This is a genomic window from Streptomyces graminofaciens, assembly GCF_030294945.1.
GTDB lineage: Bacteria > Actinomycetota > Actinomycetes > Streptomycetales > Streptomycetaceae > Streptomyces > Streptomyces graminofaciens.
In genome coordinates this window covers 3341699-3355811 of record NZ_AP018448.1, presented here as the reverse complement: position 1 = coordinate 3355811, position 14113 = coordinate 3341699, and the positions used below count along the sequence as shown (strand labels likewise).

Below are 14113 nucleotides of genomic sequence, written 5' to 3'. Positions count from 1 at the left end.
TTGTGGACAGTCCGGAGTCAGTGGCGGGGGCGGTAGACCGTGAGCGCCTCCGGGAGCTTTCGGAGTGTCAGATCGCCTGCCACGCGGGTGACTTCGCCGTCGTACGCGAGGGGCGTGCCCGGTGCGATCCCTGTCACCCGCAGCCGTCGCACATGGACGGCCTTGTGGGCCGGGGAGCGCGTCAGCGGGCCGGCGACCGCGGCGGCCAGCAGGCGCAGAGCCGGGCGCCGGCCACCGTGCACGACACGGACGTCCAGCAATCCGTCGGCGAGGTCGTAGCGGCGGGCCGGGGAGAGGCCGAGCCGGTGGTAGGTGCCGTTGCCCGCGAAGAGCAGCCACAGCGGGTGCGAGCGCTCCTGGAAGCGGGCCTGGAGCGGATGGTGGTCGGCACGCAGGACGCGCAGCGCCGCGAGCACCCCGGCCGGCCAGGCCCCGAACTTCCGTTCCCAGCGCTCGCGTTCCCGCACCAGCTCGGGGTAGACGCCGAGGCTGCACGTGTTGAGGAAGTGGCCCTCGGTGTCGCCGGAGGCGAAGTGTCCGACGTCCACGCGGACCGCCTCGCCCTGGCGAAGGGCACGGGTCAGACCGAGTACGTCCTCGACGCCGAGGTCCTGCGCGAAGTGGTTGAGGGTGCCGCCGGGGAGTACGGCGAGGGGGATGCCGTGGCGCAGGGCGACCTCGGCGGCCGTGTTCACCGTGCCGTCGCCGCCGCACACGCCGAGCACCCGGGCGCGGGTCGCGGCCTTCTCCAACTCGGCCCGGACGTCCTCCGGTTCGCACTCCACGGTCTCGGTGCGGGGGAGGAAGTCCGTCAGGACGCGTACGCGGTCGGCGGTGCCCGCGGCCGTGTTGGCGACGACGACCAGGCCGTCGCCGTCGGGCAGCGCGGGCGCGTCGGCGTGGGGGTGGCCGGGGAACGGGAGCTGGTCGCGGGTGGGGACGAGGCCCCGTACGGCGTAGGCGGCGCCCGCGCCGAGGGCGGCGCCCACGACGACGTCGCTCGGGAAGTGCACACCGGTGTAGACACGGGACAGGGCGACCGCGGCCGCCAGCGGGGCGATCGCCGCGCCCCAGCCGCGGGACTCCAGGGCGACGCCGGTCGCGAAGGCGGCGGCCGAGGCGGAGTGCCCCGAGGGGAACGACGTGGTGATCGGCTGGCGCTTGAGCTGCCGGACCAGCGGGACGTTGTCGAGGAGCGGGCGGGGGCGGCGGACCGTGCGCTTGCCGAGGGTGTTGATGGTCGCTGAGGCGACGGCGAGGGAGGCGATGCCGCGGGCGGCGGCCCGGCGGGCCCTGGGGCTGCGGGTCGCGGCGAGGGCGGCGGCCGTGGCGAACCACAGGACGCCGTGGTTGGCGGCGCGGCTCAGGCGGGGGAGGAAGGGGTGGGCGCCGGGCCAGTGGCGGGTGGCCACGGCCTCGAACAGGCGGCTGTCGGCGGCGAGGAACTTGTCCCGGAGGATGTGGTGGCCCGGGGGGCGGACGGTGAGGTCGACATCTGGGGTCATGGTCCACGAGTACCCCATGGGAGGCGATGGGTGTCGGGCGGGTCTGTGGTCCGGTCACCCGGCGCCGGGGCTGGGCGGGGGAGGTTCCGCGACTCGGCGGTCACGAGGTGCCGCCGCGCCCGCCCGTGCCGCCCCGGCGGCACGAATGCCCGCAGCCGAGCGTGACCGTCGGCGGATATCGATTTGCTCCCCGCTTCCCGGGGCTCGCACAATGCCGCCCATGGGACACCTCGAAGCCGCTCATCTGGAGTACTACCTGCCGGACGGGAGGGCGCTGCTCGGTGATGTGTCCTTTCGGGTGGGGGAGGGGTCCGTGGTGGCCCTCGTCGGGCCCAACGGGGCCGGGAAGACCACCCTGCTGCGATTGATCTCGGGGGAGCTCAAGCCGCACGGCGGATCGGTCACCGTCACCGGCGGCCTCGGGGTGATGCGGCAGTTCGTGGGGTCCGTGCGGGACGAGTCGACCGTGCGGGACCTGCTCGTGTCCGTGGCGCAGCCCCGGATCCGGGAGGCGGCGCAGGCCGTCGACGCCGCCGAGCACGGGATCATGACCGTGGACGACGAGGCCGCCCAGCTCCGGTACGCGCAGGCCCTCGCCGACTGGGCCGAGGTGCGCGGCTACGAGGCCGAGACGCTGTGGGACATCTGCACCATGGCCGCGCTCGGCGTCTCGTACGAGAAGGCGCAGTGGCGGCAGGTGCGCACGCTGTCCGGCGGTGAGCAGAAGCGGCTGGTGCTGGAGGCCCTGCTGCGCGGCACCGACCAGGTGCTGCTGCTCGACGAGCCCGACAACTACCTCGACGTGCCCGGCAAGCGGTGGCTGGAGGAGCGGCTCAAGGAGACCCGCAAGACCGTGTTGTTCGTCTCGCACGACCGGGAACTGCTCTCCCGCGCCGCCGAGAAGATCGTGAGCGTGGAGCCGGGCCCGGCGGGCGCCGACGCCTGGGTGCACGGCGGAGGCTTCGACACCTACCACGAGGCCCGACGGCAGCGTTTCGAGCGTTTCGAGGAACTGCGGCGCCGCTGGGACGAGAAGCACGCCCAGCTGAAGAAGCTGGTGCTGACGCTCCGTCAAGCCGCTGCGGTCAGCCATGAGATGGCCTCGCGGTACGCCGCCGCCCAGACCCGGCTGCGCAAGTTCGAGGAGGCCGGCCCGCCGCCGGAGCCGCCGCGCGAGCAGGACATCACCATGCGGCTCAAGGGCGGCCGTACCGGAGTAAGGGCCGTCACCTGCAAGGGACTTGAGCTGACGGGGCTGATGAAGCCCTTCGACCTGGAGGTCTTCTACGGCGAAAGGGTCGCCGTCCTCGGCTCCAACGGTTCCGGCAAGTCCCACTTCCTGCGCCTGCTCGCCGGTGACACGGTGGCCCACACGGGGGAGTGGAAGCTCGGCGCCAGAGTCGTACCCGGACACTTCGCGCAGACGCACGCCCACCCGGAGCTGGAGGGCCGGACACTGCTCGACATCCTGTGGACCGAGCACGCCCAGGACCGGGGCGCCGCGATGTCACGACTGCGGCGGTACGAGCTGACCAAGCAGGCCGAGCAGCCCTTCGACCGGCTCTCCGGCGGCCAGCAGGCCCGTTTCCAGATCCTCCTGCTGGAGCTCCAGGGCGTGACGGCCCTGCTGCTCGACGAGCCCACCGACAACCTCGACCTGGAGTCCGCCGAGGCCCTCCAGGAGGGTTTGGAGGCCTTCGACGGTACGGTCCTCGCCGTCACCCACGACCGCTGGTTCGCTCGTTCGTTCGATCGCTATCTGGTCTTCGGTTCCGACGGGCGGGTACGCGAGACTCCGGAGCCGGTCTGGGACGAACGGCGGGTCGAGCGCGTCCGCTGATCCCCGGATCCGGCGGCGGTGAGGCCGGGGACCTCGGATCTTCGTACAGTGGATGGAGACGAGCGAGCTCACCGACGATCGGGGTACGACCATGACCGGAGTCGACCCGGGCCTGCTGGACGACCAGCAGCTGATGAAAGAGCTGGAGTCGATCCACCGCACGCGCCACGACACCCTGCTGCACGGCTCCACCGAGGCGCTGCGTACGCACAACGAACGCATGGCGCAGCTGGAGGGTGAGTACCTGCGCCGCCATCCACGCCGCCCGGTCGTGCCGGGCCGGACGCGTGAGGGGGCCCGGGAGCGAGGACCGGCGACGCCATGACCCATACGCGTATCACCCACAGCCGTATCGCCGGAGCGAATCCGCTGCTCGACCGGCACGCCGAGGCCCTCGATCTGTTCGGCGCCCGGGTCCACGCCGTCCGCGACGACCAGTGGGGGGCGGGCACGCCCTGCGTCGAGTGGACGGTCCGTGACCTCGTCAACCACCTCGTCTCCGAGCAGCTCTGGGTGCCGTCGCTGGTCCGGGACGGCTGCATGATCGAGGAGGTCGGCGGCACGTTCGACGGGGACCTGCTGGGCACCGACCCCGCGGCCTCCTGGGACACGGCGGCCCGCTCGGCGCACGACGCGTTCGCCGCGCCGGGGGCGTTGCACCGGATCGTCCACCTGTCGTACGGGGACACCGCGGCGACCGCGTACTGCGCGCAGATGGTCACCGATCTCGTCGTCCACGCGTGGGATCTGGCGCGGGCGATCGGGGCGGACGAGCGGTTGCCGGGTGTGCTGGTGGAGTTCGCCGTGCGTGAGGTCACGCCCTATGCGGCCGATCTGGAGAAGAGCGGGTTGTTCGGGGCGCCGGTGGAGCCTCCGGCCGGGGCGGATGCGCAGACCGCGTTGTTGTGTCTGCTGGGGCGGCGGCCGTAGTCAGGATCCGTAGAGCTCGGAGAAGTCCTGGAGGAACGCGGCGCAGGTGGTCCCCCCGTCGGCGTCGGCCCGCGCTCGCCCGTCGCCAGGGAGTCGCCGGTGTGGTCGACCGTCACGCCCCGGTCGGTGGTGAACCGTCATGCCCCGGTCGGTGGTGAACCGTCACGCCCCGGTCGGTGGTGAGCGGACCCGACGCCGGGTCCGGCGCGTGGAACGCCTCTCTTCCCTCGCTCCTGTTTGCTGTCGGCTGGCGTGATCACCCGCCCGCCTCCTCGGAGAACACGTCCAGGAACGCCTCGCAGAACGCCTTGAGGTCGTCCGGCCTGCGGCTGGTGATCAGCTTGCTCGGGGCGTGGTCGCAGACTCGCACCTGCTCGTCGACCCAGGTGCCGCCCGCGTTGCGGATGTCCGTGCGCAGACTGGGCCACGAGGTCAGCACGCGCCCCCGTACGACATCGGCCTCCACCAGTGTCCACGGGGCGTGACAGATCGCGGCGACCGGCCGGCCCCGATCGAAGAAGTCCCGTACGAACGACACGGCCTTCTCGTCCATCCGCAGGAAGTCCGGGTTGGCCACCCCGCCCGGCAGGACGAGCGCGTCGAACGACTCGGCGTCGTGGACGTGCGACACGACCTCGTCCACCGGGAACGTGTCCGCCTTGTCGAGATGGTCGAAGGCCCGCACATGACCGGGCTTCGTCGACACCAGCACGGGGTCGTGACCGGCGTCCTTCACCGCCTGCCAGGGGTCGGTCAACTCGATCTGCTCGACACCCTCGGGGGCGGTCAGGAATGCGATACGCATGGCTTCTCGGTCTCCTTGTCTCGGCCTGGGCCGAACCGCCGCCTCGCGACGGCGACCCGACCCGGGCGGCACGGTCTGCTTCGGGGGGTCAGTCCGGGGGCGTTCCCGGCCAGGTGCCGGGCCCCATGCGGTCGATGAAGGCGGGCGCCGGGCGCGAAACCGGGGAGACGGCCAGGTCGCCGAGGCTCACCATGCCCACCAAATGCCCGTTCTCCAGCACCGGCAGGCGCCGCACCGCGTGGTCCCGCATCAGCTCGGCCGCCGCCGACACGGTGTCGTCGGGGCCGACCACCACGGGGTTCGGGGTGCAGACGGCCTGGGCGCTGACCGTGAGCGGATCGGCGCCGTCCGCCACGGCGCGCAGGGTGATGTCCCGGTCGGTCAGGACCCCGAGGACCTGCCCGTCCACGGCGACGAGGACATCGCCGATGCCCTGCGCGCGCATCAACTGGGCCGCTTCCACGAGCGAGGCGTCCGGGCGGACCGCGACGACGCCGGGCGTCATGACTTCCCTGACGAAATCAGCCATGCTCTGGGCCTTTCCTTGCTCCTGCCCGGCTACGGGGCACGAGGGCGACGAACGACGTCGCCCGCAGTACCCCGGGGCGGCTCGACCATGCGCACCGCGCCGGTCACGTCGCCGCAGATCTTCGTGGCCACCGCGTACCCGAAGACCCGGCACCGACACGTCACGACAGGGGGAGCGCGCCTAGGCATGGCTAGGATAGTCAACAATGCGAGTAGGGTATTAGTTGTCTATCTACAGGGAGATCAGATGACCGAGCTGCGCTAAGTCGCCCTGGGCGACAGCCAGACCGAAGGCGTCGGTGACGGTGACGACACCCGGGGACTGCGCGGGTGGGCCGACCGCCTCGCCGAGCGGATGGCCCGGGCCGCGGTCGTGGAACGCGTGGAGCGGGCCGCCGTGAAACTGGCCCGAGAAGCCGACCGGCGCGCGGCGGCGCTCGGCAGCCGGTAAACCGGTCGGTTCGGAACGGGTGGCCCTTGGGGGGACGCGACCTCACCACCCTCGCCGCCGCCGTCGGCGTGCGTTGATCGAGGCGACATCGTCAGCTCGTCCTCGGCAACCATTTCCGCCCCCGGCGGCAACGGGAAGTGGGAGGCTTCCGTCACTGGAGTCTCGTACGCGACACGTGTTTGTTCGGTTCGTCGGACGAACACGTGTTCTTCGGACAACGTAAGGACCTTGACCCGTGGCGTCCTCTTCCCGTCGCCGTCCGCCCCGCGGGCGACGCGTTGTTCTCGTGTCGGCCGCCGTGGCGGCCGTCGTGCTCGTCGTGTCCCTGGTCGTGGCGTTCCTGCCCGGTCACGAGTCCGACGACGGGAAGGGGACGGTCGCCTCGGGTGCCGACCGTCAGGCGTCCGAGTCACCCACGCCCTCGGCCACGGAGTCGGCGCCCGAGCAGTCCAGTGCGTCCCCGACCGCGACGCCCACCGAGACCACCGCCAAGGCCACCCCGAGCGCCCCTGAGGAGACCCCGGCGGCGCGGTCGTCGGCGCCTCGCGCCCCGCAGACGGCTTCCGGCGCGGCACCGCTCGCCGGACGGATACGGCCCGGCGCCGCCCGCCAGGGCGTCGCCACCTCCTACGACGCCGGGAACGGTGACGGCGCCTGCTCGTACGGCCCCAGTGACGACCTCATGATCGCGGCGATGAACACCGCCGACTACGAGACGTCCAAGGCGTGCGGGGCGTACGTCCTCGTCCGTGCGGCGGGCGGAGCCTCCGTCACGGTCCGGATCGTCAACGAATGCCCGGCGCCCTGCGCGGCGGGCCAACTGGACCTCAGCACCCAGGCCTTCGCCAAGCTCGCCCCGCTCTCGGCCGGCCGGATCCCGATCACCTGGAGCCTGCTCAGCCCCCAGAAGTCCGACACGCTCTCGATCCGCTACAAGACCGGGTCCAGCCGATACTGGTGCGGCATCCAGGTGATCGGCCACCGCAATCCACTGGCGCGGCTGGAGGTGCGCACGGGCAGCGGCTGGACCGGCCTGGCGCGTACCGAGTACAACTACTTCCTCTCCGAGCAGGGCGCGGGGTGCGGCGGCGCGCTCAGGATCACCGACATCTACGGCGAGCGGCTGACCGTCGACGGGATCGCGGTACGGCCGGACACAGTGCAGCCGACGCGCGTCCAGTTCGCCGCACGCTGAGGATGTGAAGGGCGGCATTTGCGCCCATACTGGACATCCGGGGGTGGCCCACCACCCCCCGAGTCACCCACCAGACACAGGGGAAACCCACTAGGCGCAGGGAAACCTGAAAAGCGGCAACAGCGCACGGCGCGTTCGCCCGCGAGCATGCTCCGTGGGTGTTTGCCGTGTGTGGTCCGGGGCAGGCGAGACACAGTGCTTCGGACAGGAGGCACGTCCGTGGGACCGGCCATGCGCCGATCGACGGGTGTGCCCCAGTACCCCCTGTGCAGGGCCCGACTCTCCCACGGTGACCGTCCATCCCAAGAGCACCACCTAGGGAGTTGCTCGCACCATGCGTACTCAGGCAAGGGCCAGCGCGAAGCACCACCCTCACGACGACGCCCCCGACACCGCGGAGGCGTTCAGGACACTCGCCAAGCTGCCTCCGGGGCAGGAGCGCGACACATTGCGTGAACAGATCGTGGAGGCCTGGCTCCCGATGGCCGAGCGGCTCGCGGGCCGCTTCCGCAGCCGCGGCGAGAGCTACGAGGACCTGCGCCAGGTCGCCGCGCTCGGCCTCGTCAAGGCCGTCGACCGGTACGACCCGGAGCTCGGCAACGCGTTCGAGAGTTATGCCGTGCCCACCGTCACCGGTGAGATCAAGCGGCACTTCCGCGACCACATGTGGACCCTGCACGTACCGCGCCGTGTGCAGGACCTGCGCAACCGGGTGCGGTTCGCCAGCCAGGACCTGTCCCAGACCGTGTCGGGCCGCAGGCCCACCGTCGCGGAGATCGCCGAGCACGCCGACATGAGCGAGGCGGACGTCAAGGCCGGCCTGGAGGCCCTGGAGAGCTTCACCGCGCTGTCTCTCGACGCGGAGCTGCCGGGGAGCGAGGACGGGTACTCCCTCAGCGACGCGCTGGGGGCGCCCGACCCCGCCCTCGACACGGTGGTGGACCGCGAGGCCGTCAAGTCCCGGCTCGCCGCGCTGCCGGAGCGGGAGCGGACGATTCTGTACATGCGGTTCTTCGGGGACATGACGCAGAGCCGGATCGCCGATGAGCTGGGGATCTCGCAGATGCATGTGTCCCGGTTGATCAGCCGGTGCTGCGATCGGGTGCGGGATCAAGTCATGCGGGATGTGGCGTAGCGCCGTCGGGGCGCGGGGATCCGGCGACTGCGGGTTGCTCGCTGTTGCTCGCGCCCACGCGGCGCCGCCGTGACCGACACAGCCCCGCGTTCCTCAGGGAGCGCTGCTCATCGCCACGGCTATGTGGCGGGCCATCGTGTCCATCACCCGGGCCTCCGCCATGGAGAACGCCAGTCTGGCGCCTGAGCGGAAAAGGGTCAGGACGGCCCTGACGCGGCCGTCGGCCGTGGTGAGAGGCACGGACAGCAGGGATGTCACGTCCGCCCGTACGAGTACGGGCGCGCCCGTCGAGTCGTGGCCGAAGGCGTCCGGGTTCTGGGGGCGGATCTGGAGGGACGTCGAGCCGCCGCGGGCCGCCTCGACCACGAGGGGGCAGGTGGTGGGGTCCTGGGTCGCCAGGAGCTTCGCCTCCTGCTCCGAGGGGGCCAGTACGGTCGTACGAGCCAGTGCGGGGGCGGCGGCGTCGGCGATCACCCAGTCCGCGAAACGGTCGTGCAGCACATGGGCCGCGCGGTCCAGCGCCTCGGCGGCGGGCGCCGTCAGCAGGGCCGTGGTCATCGCGTCCACCAGGTCCATGAGCGCCGCGTGCCGGGTCGCCTCGGTGAGGTCGGGGAGCGGGCGGGACGGGGGCTCGACCGCGGGGACCCGGGTGCCCGTCGGCTGCAGGACGACGAGGACGGTGTTGCGCGGCTCGCCGCTGGGGCGCAGCGCGGTGAGCGTCGCGCGCACCGGTGTCGCGGGGCGCTGCTGGAGATGGACGGTGAGGCTGCGATCGCCGTCACCACGCGCCACGGCCGCCGCCTGGGTACGGAACGCGACCCGGTCGGCATGCGCGAGGAACCCGGTCAGCGGTCTGCCGGTCGCATAGCCCGCGCGTACGCCGGTGAAGGCGGTCGCCGACGGATTGAGCCTGCGCACCACGGTCTCGCGGTCCACCAGCACCACCGGCAGCGGCAGACACTGGAAGACGGCCTTCAGCAGCTGGTTCTCCTGGGCGGTGGGGGAGCCGGTACGGGCCGGCCCCGAGGTGCTGAGCCGTTCGTACTGTGGCCACAACTGGTCGGCCACATGGTCGAGTTCGAAGATCGCGGCGTCCAGCACGGTCGGCAGATCGTCGGCCGGCATCGAACGGGCCGCCTTGAGTTCCGCGACGCGGCGCACGAAGTCCGCAAGTTCCTCACCGAATTCGTCCGTCAGGGTCATACGACGAACGTAACCCGTGCACGGGAGCGAGGGAGTGGAGCATACGGAACCGGCCATGTTCGTTTTCCGCCCGGGTGAGCGGGAAGGCGACCTGAGAGAGGAGGCGTGAAGCATGCCGGATACCGAACACCTCGGCCTACTGGGCGCGGAGTCACCGGAGTCGGCCCTGCCGGGCAGAAGGCTGTCGGAACTCGCCGAGCAGGCCGCCCGCTGCACCAACGACTGCTGCGGCGCCAGCAGCATGGTGTCCGAGAGCGGTTCCGAGGGCGCGTTCGGGGTCGACCGCGGGAGTGACAGGGAGAGCGGGGGCGGTCTCGGAAGCAGTTTAGGAAGCGGGTTCGGGGCAGGCGCGGAACGGCCCGCCGCCGTCACCCATCCCGATCTCGCCGGGCTCGTCTCGGTGCAACTGTGTTCGGGGGACGGGCCGATCCCCACCGCGCTGGAACGCGGCGAACCCGTCGACTCGACGGACCTGCTGCACGAGGAACGCTGGCCGGAGTACCGGGCCGTGGCCCTCGACGCGGGCGTACGGTCCAGTGTCACGATCCCCTTCCGGCGTTCGGGCCTGACCGTCACCCTCAGCCTCTACAGCTTCCGGCCCGGTGCACTCGAGGACGCCCCGCACGGACCCGCCCGCGCACTGGGCGACCTCGCCGCCACCTGTCTGGTGCGCGACCGCTCCTACCGCGCCGCGCTCACCGAGCTCGACCAGCTGGGCACCGCGCTGCGCACCCGGCCGGTCGTCGACCAGGCCTGCGGCATCGTCATGCACGTACTGGCCTGCGACGCGGACGCCGCGTTCACGGTCCTGCGCCGCATCTCCCAGACCACGAACCGCAAGCTGTCCGACGTAGCCGCGGCTGTGGTGGACAGGAGGGGCAGGGGTTTGGAGCGTGAGCTGGCGTCCGTGGCCGATTGACTCCCGGCGGCGTCGAACGACCTCAAGGGCGCGGGAACTGCGTGATCAGCCACGATGAACCCGCACCCCGCGATGAACAGCGGGCCCCCGAGCTCTCGACGGTTCACCCCGACCGTCGCAAGGTCACCCACACGGCCGCCCCCCATCCCGCGAATGGTGCCCGGCCGCGCGCGCAGCGCGCGGTACGGGGCTCTGATGGACCCGCGGGGCGAACTCGCCCCGCAGTCGGCCGAAGGAGCCCCACTCATGCCCCGCAGTGCCCGTGTCCTGTCCGCCACCGTGCTCATCGGTGCCGCCCTGGGCGCCGCCGCGCCGCTCGCGGCGGCGGAATCGGGCGTGGAGGTCAACCCGCACTCCGTCGAGCCCGGCGGCACGATCACCATCTCCGTCGCCTGCGACCCGACGGGCGGCCCCGTACCCGAGACGATCGAAGCCGGATCCGAGGCCTTCGAACAGGGCAGCGTCCAACTGCGACGGGTCCCCGCCAACGACGACGAGGGAGAGCAGGGCGGCCCCTCCTACAACGGCACCGCCCGCCTCGCGCCGGCCGCCGACCTCGAGACCGGCGCCGACGCGAGCGCCGACTCCACCGAGTGGGGCGTCGACGGCACCTGCCCGGCGGCGCCCGGCGGCGCGGGCAAGGAGTGGAGCGGGACCTTCACCGTGCCCCTCGGCGGCTCCGCCCACCACCCGGCAGACGATCAGCCCACCGACCCGGCAGACCCGCAGGCCGATCAACCGGCAGATCTACAGGCCGATCAACCGGCCGACCAGCACACCGATTATCAGGCCGATCAGCAAGCCGTCGAGCAGGCCGATCAGCAGGCCGTCGAGCAGCCCGGTCAGCAGGCAGACCAGCAGCCCACCCACCCGGCAGACCCACAGGCCGACCACCCGGCCGATCAGCAGCCTGCCCACCCGGTGGACCCGCAGGCCGACCACCCGGCCGATCAGCAGCCTGCCCACCCGGTGGATCCTCAGGCCGACCACCCGGCCGATCAGCAGCCTGCCCACCCGGTCGATCCTCAGGCCGATCACCAGGCCGACCGTCAGCCCACCCACCACCCCGCCGTGATCCCGCAGGGCGTCCACGCGGGTGGTGGCGGAGCCTTCACCGACTCCGTGCCCGCGCTCGTCGCCGGCGGACTCCTCATCGTGGGCGCGCTCGGCGCCGCCGTGCACCGGCTGCGCCGCCGGGAGTGAGCCGGCAGAGGGGCGACCGGTTCCCTGGCCCCGGCACAGCCCGGTTGTGTACGTCTCGGCCGGTACGACCGCGATCGTTTCCCCTCGCATGGCGCGACCGCGCCCCTTCCCCCGCGTCCACTTCGACAGCGCCCCTTCCCCCGCGTCCACTTCGACTGCGGCTTCGACTGCGGTCGACCCAACCCGTCCGGGTGCCCATGGCGGCGCGTACGTCTGGGTACTGGCAGGGTGGAGGTGCTCCGTGGCACCCCCCGAGGCGTCACGGAGCACAATCGGCGCACAGCCAAGTCGTCTCGAAGCTCCCCCGGAGTCACTCCGAGCGCCGGACGACCCGACCTCACTGCGCGGAGGCACACATGCGGCGGACGGATCCCGAAGGTCACGGTCCCGTTCGCTACGGGCCGCCCCCACCCGATCAGGGCCTGCCGGTCCTGCCCGAACTCGCCGCCGTACTCGCGGCCGCCGCGGACCGCTCCGACGCCGTACCCCCCGGTGGCCCTCCCGCGCTCCTCGACGCCGCCTGCGGCTACTGGGAGCGGCGCGGTCTGCCCACCGAACCCGACCGGGTCGCCGCCGCCCCCGGCGGCCCCGTCCTGCTGCTGGCGCTGACCGCCGCGCTCGGCGGTGACGTCCTGCTCCCGCGGCCGTGCGCCGCCTGGTGGGAGCCCGAGGCGAGGGCGCTCGGCAGATCCGTCTTCCATGTGGGCACCCCGGCCGACTGCGGGGGCGTCCCGGACCCGTACGCCCTGCTGGAGACCGTGCGGCGGATCCGTGCCGAAGGCGGTGATCCGCGGCTGCTCGTGCTGTGCGTCGCCGACGACCCGACCGCCACCGTGGCGCCGCCCGAGCTGGTGCACGAGACCATGGAGGCCGCCGCGGGCGAGGGGCTGCACCTGGTCAGCGACGAGACCTGGCGCGACACCCTGCACGAGCCGCGGGAGACCGTGCTGCTCAGCCCCGCCGAGATGATGCCCGACCGGGTCACCGTCGTCACCGACCTGGCCGGTGCCCAGCTGCCGCCCGGCTGGCCCGCCGCCGTCGCCCGCTTCCCGGCGAACGCGGCCGGAGCGGAGCTGCACGCCCGCGTCCTCGACGTCCTCACCGCGCTCGGCGCCCGGATCGCCACCCCGGTCGCGGTGGCCGCCGGGTACGCGCTCGACGAGCCCGCCCCCGTCACCGAGCGGCTCGCCGCCGCCGTACGGCTGCACGCGCGCGTGGCCACCGCCGCGCACCGCGCCGTGACGACCGCCGGGGCGCTCGCCCTCCCCCCGCGCGCCGGGCGGCACCTCTATGCCGACCTCAGCCCGCTGCGCTCCGCGCTCACCGCGCACGGTGTCGGCGACGCCCAGGAACTGGAGGACTTCCTCACCGCCCGGCTCGGCATGCCCGCCCCCGGCGGCCACCGCTTCGGCGACGACCTCGGGGCGCTGCGGGTCCGCCTGTCGACGGGCCCGCTGCTCGGCGCGACGGCCGCCGAGCGCATGGCGGCGCTCACGGCACCCGACCCGCTGGAACTCCCGCACGTGGAACGAGCGTTGATCTCCTTCGGAACGGCCTTCGAGGATCTTCGGCAAGACGAACGAGACGAACGAGACGGGCGAGACGAACTAGACGAACGAGACGAGCAGGACGGGCGAGACGGGCGAGACGGATAAGAGGGGCGGCGGGGATGAAGAGACCATGACGCAACAGTCCGAGTGGAGCCGCTGACCCGCGATCAGCCACAACGGAGCCGCACTCCACGATGCACCGTCACCCGGCAGACCGAACCCGCCGCCACACACCGGGCGCCACGCTGATCACCAGGGTCAGCGCGACCGCCGCGACCACACCCTCCCAAGGCTCGCTGAACAGCGACCCGCCCACAATGCCGATCAGCTGATACGTCACCGCCCACGCCAAGCAGGCCGGCAGGTTCCCTCGTGCGAAGCGCCGCATCGGCATCTTCGCCAGCAGACACGCCAGCATTACCGGAATCCGCCCGGCCGGCACCAGCCGGGACAGCACCAGGACGGTCACCCCGTGGTCGTCGAGCCGCTCCTGGGCGCGGGCGAGCCGGTCCTCCGGCGCCCGGCGGCGGATCGCCTCCAGCCACCGGGAGCCGTTCTTCGAGCCCATGCCGCGCCGGCCGAGCCAGTACAGCGCGATGTCCCCGAGGAACGCGGCCAGCGACGCCGTCACGAACACCAGCAGCAGCGAGAACGGCGCCGTCTGGTGGAAGGCCACCACGGCCGCCGAACTGACCAGCGCGCCCGTCGGCACCACCGGCACGAGCGCGCCGATCAGCACCAGCATGAACAGCGTCGGATAGCCGACCGCCTGCTGGGTGGACTCGTGCGGCAGGGTGGTGCCCGCCGCGGACAGGACCATCACCGGGTGCCCTCCGCGACCGCGCTCCG

General features: G+C 72.4%; 13 protein-coding genes and 1 pseudogene. 9 read left to right on the top strand and 5 right to left on the bottom strand.

All coding sequences use genetic code 11. The annotated features are described in order from the left end of the window. Positions 1-17: 17 nt before the first annotated feature. Complete coding sequence (locus SGFS_RS14400) at positions 18-1505, bottom strand: bifunctional phosphatase PAP2/diacylglycerol kinase family protein (RefSeq protein WP_286250456.1); 1488 nt, start codon at positions 1503-1505, stop codon at positions 18-20. A 220-nt stretch (positions 1506-1725) separates the two neighbouring features. Between SGFS_RS14400 and SGFS_RS14395 the strand changes: the two genes are divergently transcribed. The 3 genes from SGFS_RS14395 to SGFS_RS14385 are packed head-to-tail and all read left to right on the top strand — an operon-like array spanning position 1726 to position 4275. Continuing rightward, positions 1726-3345: an ABC-F family ATP-binding cassette domain-containing protein gene (locus tag SGFS_RS14395; RefSeq protein WP_286250455.1), complete on the top strand. Its 1620-nt coding sequence runs from the start codon at positions 1726-1728 to the stop codon at positions 3343-3345. A 52-nt stretch (positions 3346-3397) separates the two neighbouring features. Then, positions 3398-3670 (top strand): DUF6158 family protein, encoded by a 273-nt coding sequence (locus SGFS_RS14390; RefSeq protein WP_434027050.1) that lies wholly within the window; start codon positions 3398-3400, stop codon positions 3668-3670. Then, a complete protein-coding gene (locus SGFS_RS14385; protein ID WP_286250454.1) occupies positions 3667-4275 on the top strand; it encodes a TIGR03086 family metal-binding protein in 609 nt (202 codons plus the stop codon). Before SGFS_RS14390 ends, SGFS_RS14385 begins: the two co-directional genes overlap by 4 nt. Before the next feature lie 256 nt (positions 4276-4531). Here SGFS_RS14385 and SGFS_RS14380 read toward each other — a convergent pair whose 3' ends face one another. Continuing rightward, positions 4532-5080 carry a type 1 glutamine amidotransferase domain-containing protein gene (locus SGFS_RS14380; protein ID WP_286250453.1) on the bottom strand — a complete coding sequence of 183 codons (549 nt, stop codon included), beginning with the start codon at positions 5078-5080 and terminating at the stop codon, positions 4532-4534. A gap of 88 nt (positions 5081-5168) precedes the next feature. Then, on the bottom strand, positions 5169-5609 hold the full coding sequence (locus SGFS_RS14375; RefSeq protein ID WP_286250451.1) for a CBS domain-containing protein: 441 nt from the start codon (positions 5607-5609) through the stop codon (positions 5169-5171). 270 nt (positions 5610-5879) lie between these two features. Here SGFS_RS14375 and SGFS_RS51825 point away from each other — a divergent pair. The 3 genes and pseudogenes from SGFS_RS51825 to SGFS_RS14360 all read left to right on the top strand — a co-directional run. After that, positions 5880-5972 (top strand): annotated as a pseudogene (locus tag SGFS_RS51825) (SGNH/GDSL hydrolase family protein); the annotation flags it as partial. A gap of 322 nt (positions 5973-6294) precedes the next feature. After that, positions 6295-7254 carry an expansin EXLX1 family cellulose-binding protein gene (locus SGFS_RS14365; RefSeq protein WP_286250450.1) on the top strand — a complete coding sequence of 320 codons (960 nt, stop codon included), beginning with the start codon at positions 6295-6297 and terminating at the stop codon, positions 7252-7254. A gap of 334 nt (positions 7255-7588) precedes the next feature. Continuing rightward, entirely contained in the window at positions 7589-8389 is an 801-nt protein-coding gene (locus SGFS_RS14360; protein ID WP_286250449.1) for an RNA polymerase sigma factor SigF, read from the top strand. A 93-nt stretch (positions 8390-8482) separates the two neighbouring features. Here SGFS_RS14360 and SGFS_RS14355 read toward each other — a convergent pair whose 3' ends face one another. Further along, the gene (locus tag SGFS_RS14355; protein ID WP_286250447.1) at positions 8483-9592 is read right to left on the bottom strand and encodes a GAF domain-containing protein; all 1110 of its coding nucleotides are present in this window, start codon (positions 9590-9592) and stop codon (positions 8483-8485) included. Between the two features lie 112 nt (positions 9593-9704). On the opposite strand from SGFS_RS14355, the gene SGFS_RS14350 reads away from it, so the two are divergent. The 3 genes from SGFS_RS14350 to SGFS_RS14340 all read left to right on the top strand — a co-directional run bounded on the left by SGFS_RS14350 (position 9705) and on the right by SGFS_RS14340 (position 13369). Next, on the top strand, positions 9705-10511 hold the full coding sequence (locus SGFS_RS14350) for an ANTAR domain-containing response regulator (protein ID WP_286250445.1): 807 nt from the start codon (positions 9705-9707) through the stop codon (positions 10509-10511). 246 nt (positions 10512-10757) lie between these two features. Beyond that, positions 10758-11714 (top strand): chromosomal replication initiator protein DnaA, encoded by a 957-nt coding sequence (locus tag SGFS_RS14345; RefSeq protein WP_286260459.1) that lies wholly within the window; start codon positions 10758-10760, stop codon positions 11712-11714. Positions 11715-12070: 356 nt separating this feature from the next. Then, on the top strand, positions 12071-13369 hold the full coding sequence (locus SGFS_RS14340) for an aminotransferase class I/II-fold pyridoxal phosphate-dependent enzyme (RefSeq protein WP_286250444.1): 1299 nt from the start codon (positions 12071-12073) through the stop codon (positions 13367-13369). Between the two features lie 97 nt (positions 13370-13466). On the opposite strand, the gene SGFS_RS14335 is transcribed toward SGFS_RS14340, so the two are convergent. Further along, positions 13467-14084 (bottom strand): DedA family protein, encoded by a 618-nt coding sequence (locus SGFS_RS14335; protein WP_286259928.1) that lies wholly within the window; start codon positions 14082-14084, stop codon positions 13467-13469. Between the last annotated feature and the right edge of the window lie 29 nt (positions 14085-14113).

What these genes read in the sequence shown, in the direction of transcription:
- SGFS_RS14400 (WP_286250456.1), bottom strand. Translation starts at nt 1,505, where the DNA reads ATGACCCCAGATGTCGACCTCACCGTCCGCCCCCCGGGCCACCACATC.
- SGFS_RS14395 (WP_286250455.1), top strand. Translation starts at nt 1,726, where the DNA reads ATGGGACACCTCGAAGCCGCTCATCTGGAGTACTACCTGCCGGACGGG.
- SGFS_RS14390 (WP_434027050.1), top strand. Translation starts at nt 3,398, where the DNA reads ATGGAGACGAGCGAGCTCACCGACGATCGGGGTACGACCATGACCGGA.
- SGFS_RS14385 (WP_286250454.1), top strand. Translation starts at nt 3,667, where the DNA reads ATGACCCATACGCGTATCACCCACAGCCGTATCGCCGGAGCGAATCCG.
- SGFS_RS14380 (WP_286250453.1), bottom strand. Translation starts at nt 5,080, where the DNA reads ATGCGTATCGCATTCCTGACCGCCCCCGAGGGTGTCGAGCAGATCGAG.
- SGFS_RS14375 (WP_286250451.1), bottom strand. Translation starts at nt 5,609, where the DNA reads ATGGCTGATTTCGTCAGGGAAGTCATGACGCCCGGCGTCGTCGCGGTC.
- SGFS_RS14360 (WP_286250449.1), top strand. Translation starts at nt 7,589, where the DNA reads ATGCGTACTCAGGCAAGGGCCAGCGCGAAGCACCACCCTCACGACGAC.
- SGFS_RS14355 (WP_286250447.1), bottom strand. Translation starts at nt 9,592, where the DNA reads ATGACCCTGACGGACGAATTCGGTGAGGAACTTGCGGACTTCGTGCGC.
- SGFS_RS14350 (WP_286250445.1), top strand. Translation starts at nt 9,705, where the DNA reads ATGCCGGATACCGAACACCTCGGCCTACTGGGCGCGGAGTCACCGGAG.
- SGFS_RS14345 (WP_286260459.1), top strand. Translation starts at nt 10,758, where the DNA reads ATGCCCCGCAGTGCCCGTGTCCTGTCCGCCACCGTGCTCATCGGTGCC.
- SGFS_RS14340 (WP_286250444.1), top strand. Translation starts at nt 12,071, where the DNA reads ATGCGGCGGACGGATCCCGAAGGTCACGGTCCCGTTCGCTACGGGCCG.
- SGFS_RS14335 (WP_286259928.1), bottom strand. Translation starts at nt 14,084, where the DNA reads ATGGTCCTGTCCGCGGCGGGCACCACCCTGCCGCACGAGTCCACCCAG.